Source organism: Aeromonas intestinalis, assembly GCF_054052485.1.
Genome location: NZ_JBSTYK010000002.1, coordinates 219,347 through 232,381 on the forward strand (window position 1 = coordinate 219,347; position 13,035 = coordinate 232,381).

At 62.9% G+C, this 13,035-nt stretch carries 11 protein-coding genes; 3 read left to right on the top strand and 8 right to left on the bottom strand.

The features are described 5' to 3' along the window. Positions 1-80: 80 nt before the first annotated feature. Together ACW5W7_RS03295 and ascF are read right to left on the bottom strand one after the other, a co-directional pair. Entirely contained in the window at positions 81-1,511 is a 1,431-nt protein-coding gene (locus tag ACW5W7_RS03295) for a 6-phospho-beta-glucosidase (RefSeq protein ID WP_456500756.1), read from the bottom strand. Between the two features lie 33 nt (positions 1,512-1,544). Next, positions 1,545-3,014 (bottom strand): PTS cellobiose/arbutin/salicin transporter subunit IIBC, encoded by a 1,470-nt coding sequence (gene ascF, locus ACW5W7_RS03300; protein ID WP_456500757.1) that lies wholly within the window; start codon positions 3,012-3,014, stop codon positions 1,545-1,547. A 257-nt stretch (positions 3,015-3,271) separates the two neighbouring features. Here ascF and ACW5W7_RS03305 point away from each other — a divergent pair, with 257 nt between their 5' ends. Continuing rightward, the gene (locus ACW5W7_RS03305; protein ID WP_456500758.1) at positions 3,272-4,282 is read left to right on the top strand and encodes a LacI family DNA-binding transcriptional regulator; all 1,011 of its coding nucleotides are present in this window, start codon (positions 3,272-3,274) and stop codon (positions 4,280-4,282) included. A 106-nt stretch (positions 4,283-4,388) separates the two neighbouring features. Then, a complete protein-coding gene (gene miaE / locus ACW5W7_RS03310; RefSeq protein ID WP_456500759.1) occupies positions 4,389-5,147 on the top strand; it encodes a tRNA isopentenyl-2-thiomethyl-A-37 hydroxylase MiaE in 759 nt (252 codons plus the stop codon). A gap of 176 nt (positions 5,148-5,323) precedes the next feature. Here the strand turns inward: miaE and ACW5W7_RS03315 are convergent, their stop codons facing one another. The 6 genes from ACW5W7_RS03315 to pspF form a co-directional block, all read right to left on the bottom strand. Continuing rightward, positions 5,324-6,109 (bottom strand): peptide ABC transporter ATP-binding protein, encoded by a 786-nt coding sequence (locus tag ACW5W7_RS03315; RefSeq protein WP_349922044.1) that lies wholly within the window; start codon positions 6,107-6,109, stop codon positions 5,324-5,326. Positions 6,110-6,251: 142 nt separating this feature from the next. Further along, complete coding sequence (locus ACW5W7_RS03320) at positions 6,252-7,250, bottom strand: peptide ABC transporter ATP-binding protein (protein WP_456500760.1); 999 nt, start codon at positions 7,248-7,250, stop codon at positions 6,252-6,254. A 114-nt stretch (positions 7,251-7,364) separates the two neighbouring features. Further along, complete coding sequence (locus ACW5W7_RS03325) at positions 7,365-8,258, bottom strand: ABC transporter permease subunit (RefSeq protein ID WP_456500761.1); 894 nt, start codon at positions 8,256-8,258, stop codon at positions 7,365-7,367. 62 nt (positions 8,259-8,320) lie between these two features. Beyond that, on the bottom strand, positions 8,321-9,280 hold the full coding sequence (locus ACW5W7_RS03330) for an ABC transporter permease subunit (RefSeq protein ID WP_434667698.1): 960 nt from the start codon (positions 9,278-9,280) through the stop codon (positions 8,321-8,323). Between the two features lie 70 nt (positions 9,281-9,350). Continuing rightward, a complete protein-coding gene (gene sapA, locus ACW5W7_RS03335; protein WP_434667701.1) occupies positions 9,351-10,946 on the bottom strand; it encodes an ABC transporter substrate-binding protein SapA in 1,596 nt (531 codons plus the stop codon). A gap of 164 nt (positions 10,947-11,110) precedes the next feature. After that, positions 11,111-12,163, bottom strand: a complete 1,053-nt coding sequence (gene pspF / locus ACW5W7_RS03340; RefSeq protein WP_456500762.1) for a phage shock protein operon transcriptional activator — start codon at positions 12,161-12,163, stop codon at positions 11,111-11,113. 195 nt (positions 12,164-12,358) lie between these two features. Between pspF and pspA the strand changes: the two genes are divergently transcribed. Beyond that, positions 12,359-13,033 carry a phage shock protein PspA gene (gene pspA / locus ACW5W7_RS03345; RefSeq protein WP_349922050.1) on the top strand — a complete coding sequence of 225 codons (675 nt, stop codon included), beginning with the start codon at positions 12,359-12,361 and terminating at the stop codon, positions 13,031-13,033. Positions 13,034-13,035: the final 2 nt, after the last annotated feature.

The following is a 13,035-nucleotide window of genomic DNA, read 5'->3' on the forward strand; positions in this document are numbered from 1 at the left end:
ACGTTTTCTCGCGGCTTGCGAGCCGACACGAAAATGGGGGCCGAGGCCCCCATTTTTTTATCCCTGTCATGGCTATCCGGTTATGCCAGATCCTCGCCGTTGCTGGCGATGACCTTCTTGTACCACCAGAACGACTTCTTGCGTCTGCGCTCGAGGGTGCCCTTGCCCGCATCGTCCCTGTCCACATACACGAAGCCGTAGCGCTTGCTCATCTCGCCGGTGGAGGCGGCGACGAGATCGATGCAACCCCAGCTGGTGTAGCCCATGAGCGGGATGCCGTCACCGATGGCATCTCCCATGGCGTGGATGTGCTCGCGCAGATAGCCGATGCGATAGTCATCCTCAATCTCGCCTGCGTCATTCACCTCGTCCACGGCGCCCAGACCGTTCTCCACCAAAAACAGTGGCTTCTGGTAGCGGTCATAGAGGGTATTCATGGTGATGCGAAGGCCGAGGGGATCGATGCCCCAGCCCCATTCGCTCACTGCTAGGTGGGGGTTTTTCAGGGACTTGACCACGTTGGCCGCGCTGGTGTTGCCGGCGTTCATGTCGGCGGAGGCGCAGCGGGAGGCGTAGTAGCTGAAGGAGACGAAATCGACGGTGTTTTTCAGAATGTCGTCATCCTCCGGCGCCTTGACGATCTGGATGCCCTTGTCCCGAAACAGGCTGGCGGCATAGCTCGGGTAGGCGCCCCTGGCCTGCACGTCGATGAACAGCAGGTTCTCCCGTTCTTTTTGGAGCGCCATCCACACATCTTCCGGCTTGCAGGAGTAGGGGTAGAAGTTGCCCCCCGCCAGCATGCACCCCACCTGGTTGCAGGGGTTGACCTCGTGGGCAATCCGGGTCGCGAGGGCGCTCGCGATGAGTTCGTGGTGGGCCGCCTGGTACTTCACCTGCTCCTTGTCTTCCCCTTCCTCAAACACCAGCCCGGCGCCGGAGAAGGGGCTGTGCAGCATGATGTTGATCTCGTTGAAGGTGAGCCAGTACTTCACCAGACCATCGAATTGCTCGAAGCAGGTGCGGGCGTAGCGGGTGAAGAATTCCACCATCTGGCGGCTGCGCCAGGAGCCGTATTCCGTCACCAGGTGCATGGGCACGTCGAAGTGGCACAGGGTGACCAGGGGCTCGATACCGTATTTCTTGCACTCCTCGAACACGGCACGATAGAAGGCGATGCCCTCGGCATTGGGCTCGTGCTCATTCCCCCTGGGGTAGATCCGGCTCCAGGCGATGGAGGTGCGAAACACGGTGAATCCCATCTCGGCCATCAGGGCGATGTCTTCCTTGTAGCGGTGATAGAAGTCGATGGCATCGTGACTCGGGTAATACTCGTCGCTTCGCAGGGAGAAACGCTTCTCCTGGCCGAGCTTGACCGCCATGCGGTTCGGGCCGTGGGGGATCATGTCCACCGTGGTCAGCCCCTTGCCGCCCTCGCGGTAGCCCCCCTCCGCCTGGTTGGCGGCCAGGGCGCCGCCCCAGAGGAAGTCTTCGGGGAATCGGGTTATCGACATCTGTTACCTCTTGTCATGTCTGATATGAGTGGGTTAGGCGCTGGCGGTGGTTTGGCGCTGGCCAACCTTGGCCTGGGCAGTCGCAGCCGGCTGGGGCGCGTCGGCCTCCTTGGGGGCCTCGACCGGGATGTCTTCAAAGCCCATCACCAGGGTCAGGATGAAGGAGAGCACCACGGAGAGCGCCATGACGCCGAACACCCAGGCGATGCTCATGGGGTTGGCCGGATCGAAGAACTGCACGCTGGTGAAGAGACCGGGAGCCGCCATGGAGTGGCTGGCCAGCCCCGCCATGCCGGCGACGGCGCCGCAGATGAAGCCGCTGATGAGGCTGGCGATGAGCGGCCGCTTCAGGCGCAGGGCCACCCCGTAGAGGGCGGGCTCGGAGATCCCCGCCATGATGGCGGAGGCGGCGGCCGCCATAGCGGTCTGACGCAGTTCGGGGTTCTTGGTCTTCCAGGCCACGGCGAGGGAAGAGCCACCGAGGGAGAGGTTGGCGCCGATCTCGGACGGCATCACCATGCCTTCTTTGCCGGTTTCGGCGATGGTCTGGATGATGGTGGGGGTGAAGACGCGATGCATGCCGGTCATCACCAGCAGCGGCCACAGGGCCCCCATGATGGCCACCGACAGCCAGCCGAGGTAGTCGTGGACCGTGTAGACAAGGCCGGAGATGGCGGTGCCGATCCAGATGCCGATGGGGCCGATGAGCACGATGGCGAGCGGCGCGGCGATGAGCACGATCAGCATGGGTTTCAAGAAGTTCTTGGTCACCGCCGGGGTGATCCTGTCCACCCAGCGCTCGATGTAGGAGAGGCACCAGGTCATCACCAGGGCCGGGATCACCGTGTAGGTGTATTTCACCGCCGTGACCGGAATGAGGGCGAAGCTGACCTGCTCACCCTGGGCGGCCCTGGCCATCAGGTCGATGAAGCTCGGGTGTACCAGCACGCCGGCGATGGCGATGGCGAGCGACATGTTGGTCTTGAACTTGATGGCCGCCGAGGCAGCCACCATCAGCGGCAGGAAGAAGAAGGCGCCGTCACCGATGGCATTGAGGATGATGTAGCTGGGGGCCGTGGTCTCCACGACGCCGCTCATGCTGAGCACCATGGCCAGCAGCTTGACCATGGAGCCGCCGATGATGGCCGGGATGAGCGGCGACATGGTGCCGATGAGGGCATCGAGGATGCCAGCCCCGAGGCGACGGAGGCTGAAGCCGGGCTTGGCCTCGGCTGCGGGGGCGTGCTCACCGGCGGGCAGCAGGGCGAGCACCTCCTTATAGGCGTGGGAGACCATGTTGCCGATGATCACCTGGCACTGGTTGTCGCCTTGCACCACCCCGAGCACCCCGGAGATGGCTTTCAGGGCCGGGCCGTCGAGCTGGGCGGGGTCTTGCAGCACGAAGCGCAGGCGCGTCATGCAGTGGGTCACGGCACTGATGTTGCCGGTTCCGCCGAGGGCCCTGATGACCTGGCCGGCCAGGGCCGCATAGTTTTTTGACATCTAGCTGTATCCTTTTTACCAAATGGGTCCTGTTCATCCGGGCCCGTTGACGGCGGGATGAGAAGGCATGAAACTGAATGTGGAACCGGTTCCACATAGCATGCGCAGTTTCATATCGGGTTACAAGGTGGTCGCACCACCATTGTGCAGATCCGTGAAAGGGATCACTGAACGCACCCCGTCGTCGACAATCTTGCTGCGACAACCCGGGGCCCGTGCAGTACACTGCGGCCCGTCGGATAGGAGGGATGAAGAAGATGACCACTATGCTGGAGGTGGCGAGGCGGGCAGGGGTGTCGAAGGCGACGGTCTCCCGCGTGTTGTCGGGCAATGGCTATACCAGCCAGGAGACCCGGGATCGGGTGTTCAAAGCCATCGACGAGAGCGGCTATCGCCCCAATCTGGTGGCGAGGCAGCTGGCGACCAAAAGCACCCAGACCCTGGGGCTGGTGGTGACCAACACCCTCTATCACGGCGTCTACTTCGGCGAGCTGCTCTCGCACGCGGCGCGGATGACGGAGGCGCGCGGGCGCCAGCTGATCCTGGCCGATGGCAAACACAGCGCCGAGGAAGAGCGTCAGGCCATTCAGTACCTGCTGGACTCGCGTTGTGATGGCGTCATCATCTACCCCCGTTTCCTCGGCGTCGAGGAGATGGACGAGATCATCGAGCAGCATCCCCAGCCCATCATGGTGCTCAACCGGCGATTGCCCCGTCACCACCACCACTGCGTCTATTCCGATCAGCGGGTGGCGGCGGCGACCGTGGTGGACAAGCTGGTGGAGATGGGGCACAGGGAGATCGCCTTCATCGCCGGCTCGTCCGATTCGCCGACCGGCATCGAGCGCCTCGCAGGTTACCGCGACGCCCTGGCTCGCCACGGCTTGCCCCAGCAAGATGCCCTGATCGCCCCCGGCAAGTGGACCCCCGCCTGCGGCGCCGCCGCCGCGGCGACCCTGCTGGCACGAGGTGTACCCTTCAGCGCCCTGATCGCCAGCAACGATGACATGGCCATCGGCGCCATCAAGCAGTTGCACGCATCCGGTGTGGCGGTGCCAGAGCAGGTCTCGGTGGTGGGGTTCGATGACATCGCCCTGGCCCCCTATGTCATTCCTTCGCTGGCCAGCGTCAAGATGCCGGTGACCGAGATGATCCAGGAGACCATCAGCCGGTTGATCACCATGGTGGAGGAGGGGGGCGTTCAGACACTGCCCTCCTTCAGCGGCACCCTGATCCGGCGCGACTCCCTCAAGCGCCTGCTGGCGTGATGGCGGTGGGCAGCGGGGGCGGGATCCGTTAGCATAGGCCCCCTTCGCGGCGACCCGCCGCAGCCTGTATGTCAGTCAACGCCAACCAGAGAGTACAAGAGTTCAGATGGATGATCTGCTAGCCCCCGTTCGCCAGTTCCTGCATTGTGAGACCCCGGATGAGTGGGTGGAGATGGCGCGGGATCCCGCCCAGTTGTCGACCCTGCTCATCGATCACGCCAACTGCGAGAACAAGGCCGCCCTGACCGCCCACAGTCTGGTGCGCCGCTACTGCCTGCCCAAGGGCAAACGCCACCTGCTGCCCAAGCTCGAGTTTTACCGGGAGCTGGACGCCATCCCCGAGAAGGCGGAGATCCTGGGCAAGCGCACCATGGGGGAGTCGGACAGAAGCGTGTTTGCCGAGCTTGAGCGCAACCCCTTGCTGTTTCCCATGGTCAGGCTCATTCAGGAGGAGCTGCACCACTTCGAGCAGGTGCTGGCGCTGATGCAGGCCCGCGACATCCCCTATGGCCCGGTCAGCGCCTCCCGCTACGCCCGCAGCCTGCTCACCCATGTGCGCACCTACGAGCCCGCGGCCGTGGTGGACAAGATGATCATCGGTGCTTACATCGAGGCGCGATCCTGCGAGCGCTTCGCCAAGCTGGCTCCTCATCTGGACGATGAATTGGGGCGCTTCTATGTCTCCCTGCTGCGCTCGGAGGCGCGTCACTACCAGGATTATCTGGCCCTTGCCGAACAGTTCGCCGAGGAGGATATCAGCGAGCGGGTGGCCTTCTTCGGGAAGATAGAAGCGGAGCTTATCTGCTCACCGGATCCGCAGTTCAGGTTCCATAGCGGACTGCCTGTCAGATCTGACAGTTGTTGATAAAAGGGGGCACACCTAGTATCTGGGATGTTCCTACTACGAGCGACGCAATCACTTTTTTTGAGCGCAATACCCGGCCCACAAGCCGGGTTTTTTTATGGCTGAAAACGGCTCACAGGCCGGTTCTGTCTTGTCGCTGAGAGGGGGAAAAACGGCCCGAGCGGGCCGTTTGGGGGTTATCGGCGGTATTCGTTGTTGTAGTTCTGGATGAGGCGGCGGGTCACCTCGTGCTGGGGATCGGCGAACACCTTGAGGGTCTTGCCACGCTCCACCACCCGGCCCTCGTGCATCACCAGCACCTCGTCGCTGATGTGGCTGACGATGCCCAGATCGTTGGCGACCAGCACATAGCTCAGCCCCGTGGTCTCCTGCATCTCCAGCAGTAGGTTGATGATCTGGGAGCGCACCGAGATATCCAGGGTCGACAACGCTTCATCCGCCACCACGATTTTGGGGTTGAGGATCAGGGCCCGCGCCAGCCCTACCCGTTGCTGCTGACCGGCGGAGAGCATCTGGGGGTAGAAGAGGGCGTGATCCGGCAGCATGCCCACCATGCGCAGGGTCTGGACGACCTTCTCCCGTCGCTCCTCCTCGCTCAGCGCCGTGTTGAGGCGAAGGGGGGTCTCCAGGATCTGGCCGACCCGGATCTTGCGGTTAAGGGAGGTGTTGGGATCCTGGAAGATCATCCGCAGCAGCTTGCAGCGGGTCTGGTAGTCACCGTGTACCAGGCGCTGGCCCTCGACGGCGATCTCGCCGCCGCTCGGCTCTATCATGCCCGCCAGAATGCGCGCGAGAGTGCTCTTGCCGGAGCCCGCTTCGCCGACGATGGCCAGGGTCTGACCCGTCTCCAGGCTGAAGGAGAGGGGTTTGATCGCCTCCACCGCCTGGCGCCGGAACAGGCCGGTACGGTTCTGATAGGTCTTGCACAGGCCCCTGACCTGCAACAGAGAGGGTTCGGTCACAGGCTTGGCTCCTGGGTAGCGGAACATGCTGAAAAAATGGCGGTTGTCATCATTTTTGTATCGACGGGACACAGGCGTGCAGTGCCATGAGCTGCCAGTCGAGATGGCGCGCCCGGGAGCCGGGGCTGACGACGGGGAGCGATCATTTCTTCGGCTCTTCCATGTTGAGGGGGAAGTGGCAGCTGAACTGGTGTCCCTTCACCTTGCTCATCAGCGGGGTCTGCACGCACTGCTTCTGGGCATAGGGGCAGCGAGGGCCGAGCCGGCAGCCGATGGGCAGGTGCTGCAGGGGCGGGATCACCCCGGGCAGGGTTTCGAGCCGGGACTTGTGGCGCACCAGCTTGTCAAAGTCCGGGATGGATTTGAGCAGGGCGTCCGTATAAGGGTGATGAGGGCTGGTCATGATCTGCTCGCGGGTCCCCACCTCCACCATCTGGCCGCAGTACATGATGTTGATGGTGTCGGTCAGGTTGGCGATGGCGGCCACGTCGTTGCTGATGATGAGGATGGTGGTGTTGCCCAGCTTGTTCATCTTGTCCAGCAGCCGCAGGATCTGGGAGTGGGTGGTGGACTCCATGGCGCTGGTGGGTTCGTCCGCTACCAGCAGGCGCGGCTGATTGGCGATGGCCATGGCGATCATCACCTTTTGGCACATGCCGTCCGAGAGCTCGTGGGGATAGGCCCGCATCACCTTGCGGTGATCCTTGACCCCGACCCGGTGCAAGAGGGCGATGGCCCGCTTCTTGCGCCACTGGAAGCGCTGCCAGAACTTGCCGACGAAGGAGTCGGTAGGGATGGCCTCTTCCAGCTGGGTGCCAATCTCCGTCGAGGGGTCGAGACAGCTGATGGGATCCTGGAAGATCATGGCGATCTCCCGGCCCATGATGCGGCGTCGCTCCTTGGGGGCCATGGTCAGCAGATCCATGTCGTTGAAGCGCATCCGGTCGGCGCGCACCGTCCAGTTGTCCTTCTGGATGCCGACGATCACCTTGGCCACCAGGCTCTTGCCGGAGCCGGATTCGCCGACGAGGCCGCGAATTTCTCCCTCGCTCAGGGTCAGGCTGACCTTGTCCACCGCCTTGACCTTGCCCTGGGGGGTGTCAATCTCGATGGTGAGGTTGCGGATATCAAGCAAGGGCATGGACGTTTCCCCCTTCGAGTGGTGCGCGGGCGCCTGCCCGTGACGGCATGCCCAGCGCGGAGCTCAGGTGCGCGCCCAGTGCGCTGAGGCTGCCCATCTTCAATGATACCCCCATCAGTCGTTCCCCTCCTTGAGCGCTTCGCGGATCCCTTCACCCACCACGTTGGTCACCAGCACGCTGAACAGGATGGCCATGCCGGGCAGGGTCACGGTCCAGGGGGCGAGATAGATGAGATCGCTCGAATCCGCCAGCATGGCACCCCACTCCGGCTGGGGGGATTGGGCGCCGAGGCCGAGGAAGCCCACCGCCGAGATGTCCAGGATGGCAGCGGAGAGGGTGCGGGTGGTCTGGGCCACCAGGGTCTCGACGATGTTCGGCAAGATGGCGAGACGCATGATGCGGGAGGGGGGCGAGCCGTCGAGGCGGCTGGCGATGATGTACTCCTTCTGCATCTCGGTGTGGACCGCGTTGTAGGTCGCCCGGATGAACGGCGGAATGAGTGCCAGGGTGATGGCGATCAGAGTGTTGAACAGGCCGGGCCCCAGGATGGCCACCACTATGATGGCCAGCAGCAGGGAGGGGATGGAGAGCAGGGTATCGAGCAGATGGTGCAGCACGCTCGATTTCACCCCCTTGCTCATGCCGCCGAGGATGCCGATGGCGGAGCCGATGATCAGGGCAATCAGCACCACCAGCAGGGCATTGCCGAAGGTCAGACGGGCCCCCACCACCAGGCGGGAGAGGATGTCACGGCCCAGATCGTCGGTGCCGAGGAAGTAGTCGATGTTGCCGGTGCTGGCCCAGGAAGGGGCCAGCAACAGGCGAGTGCTGTGCTGATCATCGATGCCATAGGGCACCACCAGGGGACCGATGAGGGTGATGAGCAGCAACAGGCCGAAGCACCATAGTCCGGCCATGGCCAGTGGGTTGCGGCGATAGGCGGCCCAGGTCTGCTCCAGGGGGGAGAGGATCCTGAGCTCCGGGTAGAGGCTCGATTTATCTTGCATGAGTCAGGCTCCCACCCAGGCCATCGGCGTGTTCAGTCATGTTTTGCATCCCGTGACCCTGTTCAGTGTTGCTTTGCATAGAGCTCTTTGCGCCTGGCCGGATACATGATGGTGGTCAGCAGTTCGGTGCTGACGCTGGTGAAGATGACGAAGCTCGCCACCACCAGGGAGGCTCCCCGGATGGCGGCATAATCCTGCAGGGCGATGCTGCTCACCAGCCAGCGGCCGATGCCGGGCCAGTCGAACACGACCTCGGTGATCATGGCGGAGGTGAGCACGCTGCCAAGCTGCAGCCCGAGCAGGGGCAACACCGGGGGCAGGGCATTCTTGAGGCCGTGGCGCCAGACGATCTGGCGACGGGAGAGGCCACGGCTCGCCGCGGCCTTGATGTAGTTCTGCTTCATCACGTCGATGAGGGAGCTGCGCACATGGCGGATCACCTCGGTGGTGGGCACCACCGCCAGCACCAGGGAGGGAAGTACCAAATGGCGAAGGGCATCGTGCAGGGCCGCCTCGCGCCAGGGCTCCTGGCTCATCAGCACGTCGATGATCGCAATGCCGCTGATGTTGGGCACGTCATAGAGCAGGCTGATCTGGCCCGAGCTCGGCAGCCAGCCGAGATCCAGGGAGAAGAACATCACCATCAGCAGCCCCAGCCAGAACACCGGCACGGCATAGCCGATGAGACCGGCGGTCATGATGGAGAGATCCACGCTGCGCCCCTGGTAGAGGGCAGCCAGGGTGCCGAGCGGGATCCCCACCAGCAGGGAGATGGCGAAGGCCGCGAGGCAGAGGGTCAGGGTAGCCGGGAAGTAGTGACGGATCTCGTCCAGCACCGGCTGGCCGGAGACGCTGGAGACGCCGAGATCGCCGGCGAAGATCCGGCGCATGAAGTCCGGGTAGCCGTGCCAGAAGTCCAGTACCTGAGTGATGAGGCGATATTCCAGCAGATAGGCCCCGATGCTCAGCACCAGCAAGGTGATGAGCAGCAAGGTGATGCGGCGCAGGATATAGAAGAACATGGTTAGGTCCGTCCTCGCTGACGGTGGGATGACGGAGCGTCATCGCTGGCATGAAGAAGTCGGAACATGCTCACTCCCGATGGGCCTGATTGAACGTGGTGCCCCCAAAGGGCATAAGGGCAAGCCCCTCGATATCGTTGCGGCTCACCTGAGTGCGCAGGGCATGGGCCAGGGGGATCACCGGCAACTGCTCGCCGAGCAGGGTCTGGGCATAGTAGTAATTGCGCAGCCGGAAGGCGAGCTGGGGCGTGGTCACCGCATCGTCGAGCAGTTGATCGAAGGCGGGGCTGCACCAGCGGCTGTAGTTGTTGCCCCGCTCGACGGCGGCGCAGCTGAGCAACTGGCGGAAGAAGTTGTCCGGATCCGCGTTGTCGGCGACCCAGCCGGAGAGCAGGCTGTCATATTGCCCCTTGGCGAGCCGGGTCTCGATGACCGGCCAGGCCTGCTGCACGATTTTCAGTTTCACCCCAATCTTGGCCAGATCGCTGCGCATCAGCTGGGCGGTCTTGAGGCCATCGGGGTTGTAGGGGCGCGCCCCCGGTTGGACCAGCACCTGCATCTCGAAACCGTGGGGGAAACCAGCCTCGGCGAGCAGTTGACGGGCGAGCTTGAGATCCTGCTTGCGCAGGTGCAAGGAGGGGTTGTAGCCCCAGGAGAGGGGCGGCAGCAGGCTGACCGCCGGTTGTCCGGTCTCGAAATAGACCGCCTGCAGCAGGTTCTGCACATTGATGGCGCTGGCGATGGCCTGGCGAACCTTCACCTTGTTGAACGGCGCCTTGCGGGTGTTGAGGGCGAGGAAGGCGACGTTCATGCCCGACTGCACCGACAGATTGAGGTGGGAATCCTTGTCGATCACCGACAGCTGGCTGGCGGAGGGGGTGCTCATCACGTCGCATTCCCCGGTCAGCAGCTTGGCGAGCCGCTTGGAGGATTTGGGGGTGATGTCGTAGATGAGTTGCTCAATCCTGGCCTCGCCGCCCCAGTAGCCGGGATGGCGCAGGTAGCGCACGAACTCGTTGTGGCGGTACTCCTTGAAGCTGAAGGGACCGGTGCCGATGGGGCGGCTGTCGAGCAGCTCGGGGGTACCGGCCTTCTGCATCTGTTCGCCATACTCTGCCGAGAGCACGATGGCGTAGTCGCTGGCCAGGGTGGCGAGGAAGGAGGAGTCCGGCCGATTCAGCTCGAATACCACCTCATGGGGGCCCTTCTTGTAGACCCGCTTGATGAGGGAGGAGAGGCCGAGGCTCGAGAAATAGGGGTAATCGCCACCTGAGATATGGTGGTAGGGGTGATGCTCGTCCAGCAGGCGATGATAGGTGAATACCACGTCGTCGGCGTTGAAGGGACGGGATGGATTGAACCAGGGAGTGCGATGGAAGGTCACCCCCTTGCGCAGGGTGAGCCGGTAAGTCAGGCCGTCGTCACTGATCTGCCAACGGGTGGCCAGCCCCCCTTCGATGCTCAGGGTATTGGCGTTGACCTCCAGCAGGCGATCGTAGAGGGGGCGGGCGCTGGCATCCAGGGTCACCGCCGAGTTGGCGAGCTGCGGGTTGAAGGTCTGGGGCGCCCCTTCGACGCAATAGATGAGCCCTGTCTTGGAGGCCTCGTCCTGTTTCTGACAACCGGTGACCAGCACCAGCAGCCCGAGCAGCATTGGTTTGAGCATTCTCATTATGGAACCATGTTTTTATTCGAAAGTGCCAGCACCCGGGCTGGCGAGTGGTGAGGGCCCGTGCTGCTGCCGTGGCGGCGCAGCATCCCTCTCCTGGCCGCTATCTTGCCACATTCCGCCATCAACTGCGGGTGACATGGCCCCTGGCAGGTCCTGACTCAGGCGCCATCGTGCTCTGGGTTGCCATTGCCATCATCCCCGTCGAGCAACTGGTATTTTCGCAGCATGCCCCTGAACTGGTGGTAACTCAGCGCCAGCAATTGGGCCGCTTTGCGCTGATTATACTGGGATTGCTGCATCCCTTGCTTGAGTAAATTAATCTCGAACTCGGCCACCGTGCTCTTGAGATCCAGCGGCAACTGGAGGGCCGGGGAGCCGGCAGAGGGCGCCTCCCCGGCGGGAGCGGAGGTCTGTACGCTCGCGGCGCGAGGGCGCCAGGGGGAGTCGAAGGGATTGAGCACCAGCTCCGCCAGCGGCAATTGCGGGTTGCCCTGGCGGTAGATGCTGCGCTCCACCACGTTTTTCAGCTCCCGCACGTTGCCGGGCCAGGGGTAGTCGAGCATCAGCTGGGTCGCCTTGCGGGAGAACCCCGCAAACAGCGGATAGCCGAGCTCCCGGGTCATGCTGTGGGCGAAGTGCTCCGCCAGCATCAGGATATCCTCCCGTCGCTCCCGCAAAGGGGGGAGGGTTATCACGTCAAAGGCCAATCTATCCAGCAGATCGTGTCGAAACAGCCCCTTGTCGGCCAAGGCGGGCAGATCCTCGTTGGTGGCGCACACCAGGCGCACGTCCACCTTGAGGGGCTTGGCCCCGCCGACCCGCTCGAACTCCCCGTATTCGATGACCCGCAGCAGCTTTTCCTGCACCCGGGCGCTGGTGGTGGCCAGCTCGTCGAGAAAGAGGGTGCCCCCGTCCGCCCGCTCGAAACGACCCTGGTGGCGCTTGGCAGCGCCGGTGAAGGCGCCAGCCTCGTGGCCAAACAGCTCGGTCTCCAGCAGGCTCTCACTCAAGGTGGCGCAGTTGATGGTGACAAAGCTTTGATCCCAGCGGGCCGAGAGATAATGTAGGCGGTGGGCGATGAGCTCCTTGCCGGTGCCCCGCTCGCCGATGATGAGCACGGGTTTGCGCAGGGGGGCTAGTCGCGAGGCCTGCTCAATGATCTCGAGAAATGCGTTGGACTCACCCAACAGACTCTCCGTGGTTGTGCTCATCTTGCTCCCTGCTCGTTGAAAAATCTGGTCAATCTTACCAAGAGTTGGTGATTTTTATCACCCCTTGAGACGGCGTCCTTGAATTTCATCCAATGCGCCCATATAAATCAATAAGTTAAAATTTGTTCCAGATTGGCACACAAGTTGCCATTGTCAATGGAGAAACAACCCAATGCCCATCACAGGAGTACAATCATGAGTATTTTTTCCCGTCTGGCCGACATCATCAATTCCAACCTGACGGCCCTGCTCGACAAGGCAGAAGATCCCCAGAAGATGGTGCGCCTGATCATCCAAGAGATGGAAGATGAACTGGTGAAGGAGCGCTCCAACCTGGCCCGCTTCCTCGCCAACCAGAAAGAGATTGGCCGCCAGGTCTGCCGCCATCAGGAGCGGGTGGACGAGTGGCAGGCCAAGGCCGAGCTGGCGCTGACCAAGGGTCGTGAAGATCTGGCCCGCGCCGCCCTCATCGAGAAGAAGAAGCAGGTGGAGCTCGCCGATGCGCTCCAGCGGGAGCAACAGGCGGTGGACAGCGGCATCGACAAGCTGGGGGATGAAATTCGCCAGCTGGAAGCCAAACTCGAAGACGCCCGTGCCCGCCAGAAGGCGATGGCCATTCGCAGCGAAGCGGCCAGCAGCCGCCTGAACGTGCAAAGCCAGGTGGCCCGTGGCGACAGCCAGGCCGTGGTCAGCAAGTTCGAGCGCATGGAGCGTCGCATCGACGAGATGGAAGCCCGCGCCGATCTGGGGCAATCCGACAAGGCGCTGGCCCAGCAATTCGCCGAGCTGGAAGTGGACGATCAGATCAGTCGTGAACTCGAGGCCATGCGTGAGAAGCTGGGTCAGAACCCGGCTCCCAAAGGAGAGTAATG

Coding starts and splice junctions, on each gene's coding strand:
- pspA (WP_349922050.1), top strand. CDS start 12,359: ATGAGTATTTTTTCCCGTCTGGCCGACATCATCAATTCCAACCTGACG.
- miaE (WP_456500759.1), top strand. CDS start 4,389: ATGGATGATCTGCTAGCCCCCGTTCGCCAGTTCCTGCATTGTGAGACC.
- ACW5W7_RS03295 (WP_456500756.1), bottom strand. CDS start 1,511: ATGTCGATAACCCGATTCCCCGAAGACTTCCTCTGGGGCGGCGCCCTG.
- ACW5W7_RS03305 (WP_456500758.1), top strand. CDS start 3,272: ATGACCACTATGCTGGAGGTGGCGAGGCGGGCAGGGGTGTCGAAGGCG.
- pspF (WP_456500762.1), bottom strand. CDS start 12,163: ATGAGCACAACCACGGAGAGTCTGTTGGGTGAGTCCAACGCATTTCTC.
- ACW5W7_RS03330 (WP_434667698.1), bottom strand. CDS start 9,280: ATGTTCTTCTATATCCTGCGCCGCATCACCTTGCTGCTCATCACCTTG.
- ascF (WP_456500757.1), bottom strand. CDS start 3,014: ATGTCAAAAAACTATGCGGCCCTGGCCGGCCAGGTCATCAGGGCCCTC.
- sapA (WP_434667701.1), bottom strand. CDS start 10,946: ATGCTCAAACCAATGCTGCTCGGGCTGCTGGTGCTGGTCACCGGTTGT.
- ACW5W7_RS03320 (WP_456500760.1), bottom strand. CDS start 7,250: ATGCCCTTGCTTGATATCCGCAACCTCACCATCGAGATTGACACCCCC.
- ACW5W7_RS03325 (WP_456500761.1), bottom strand. CDS start 8,258: ATGCAAGATAAATCGAGCCTCTACCCGGAGCTCAGGATCCTCTCCCCC.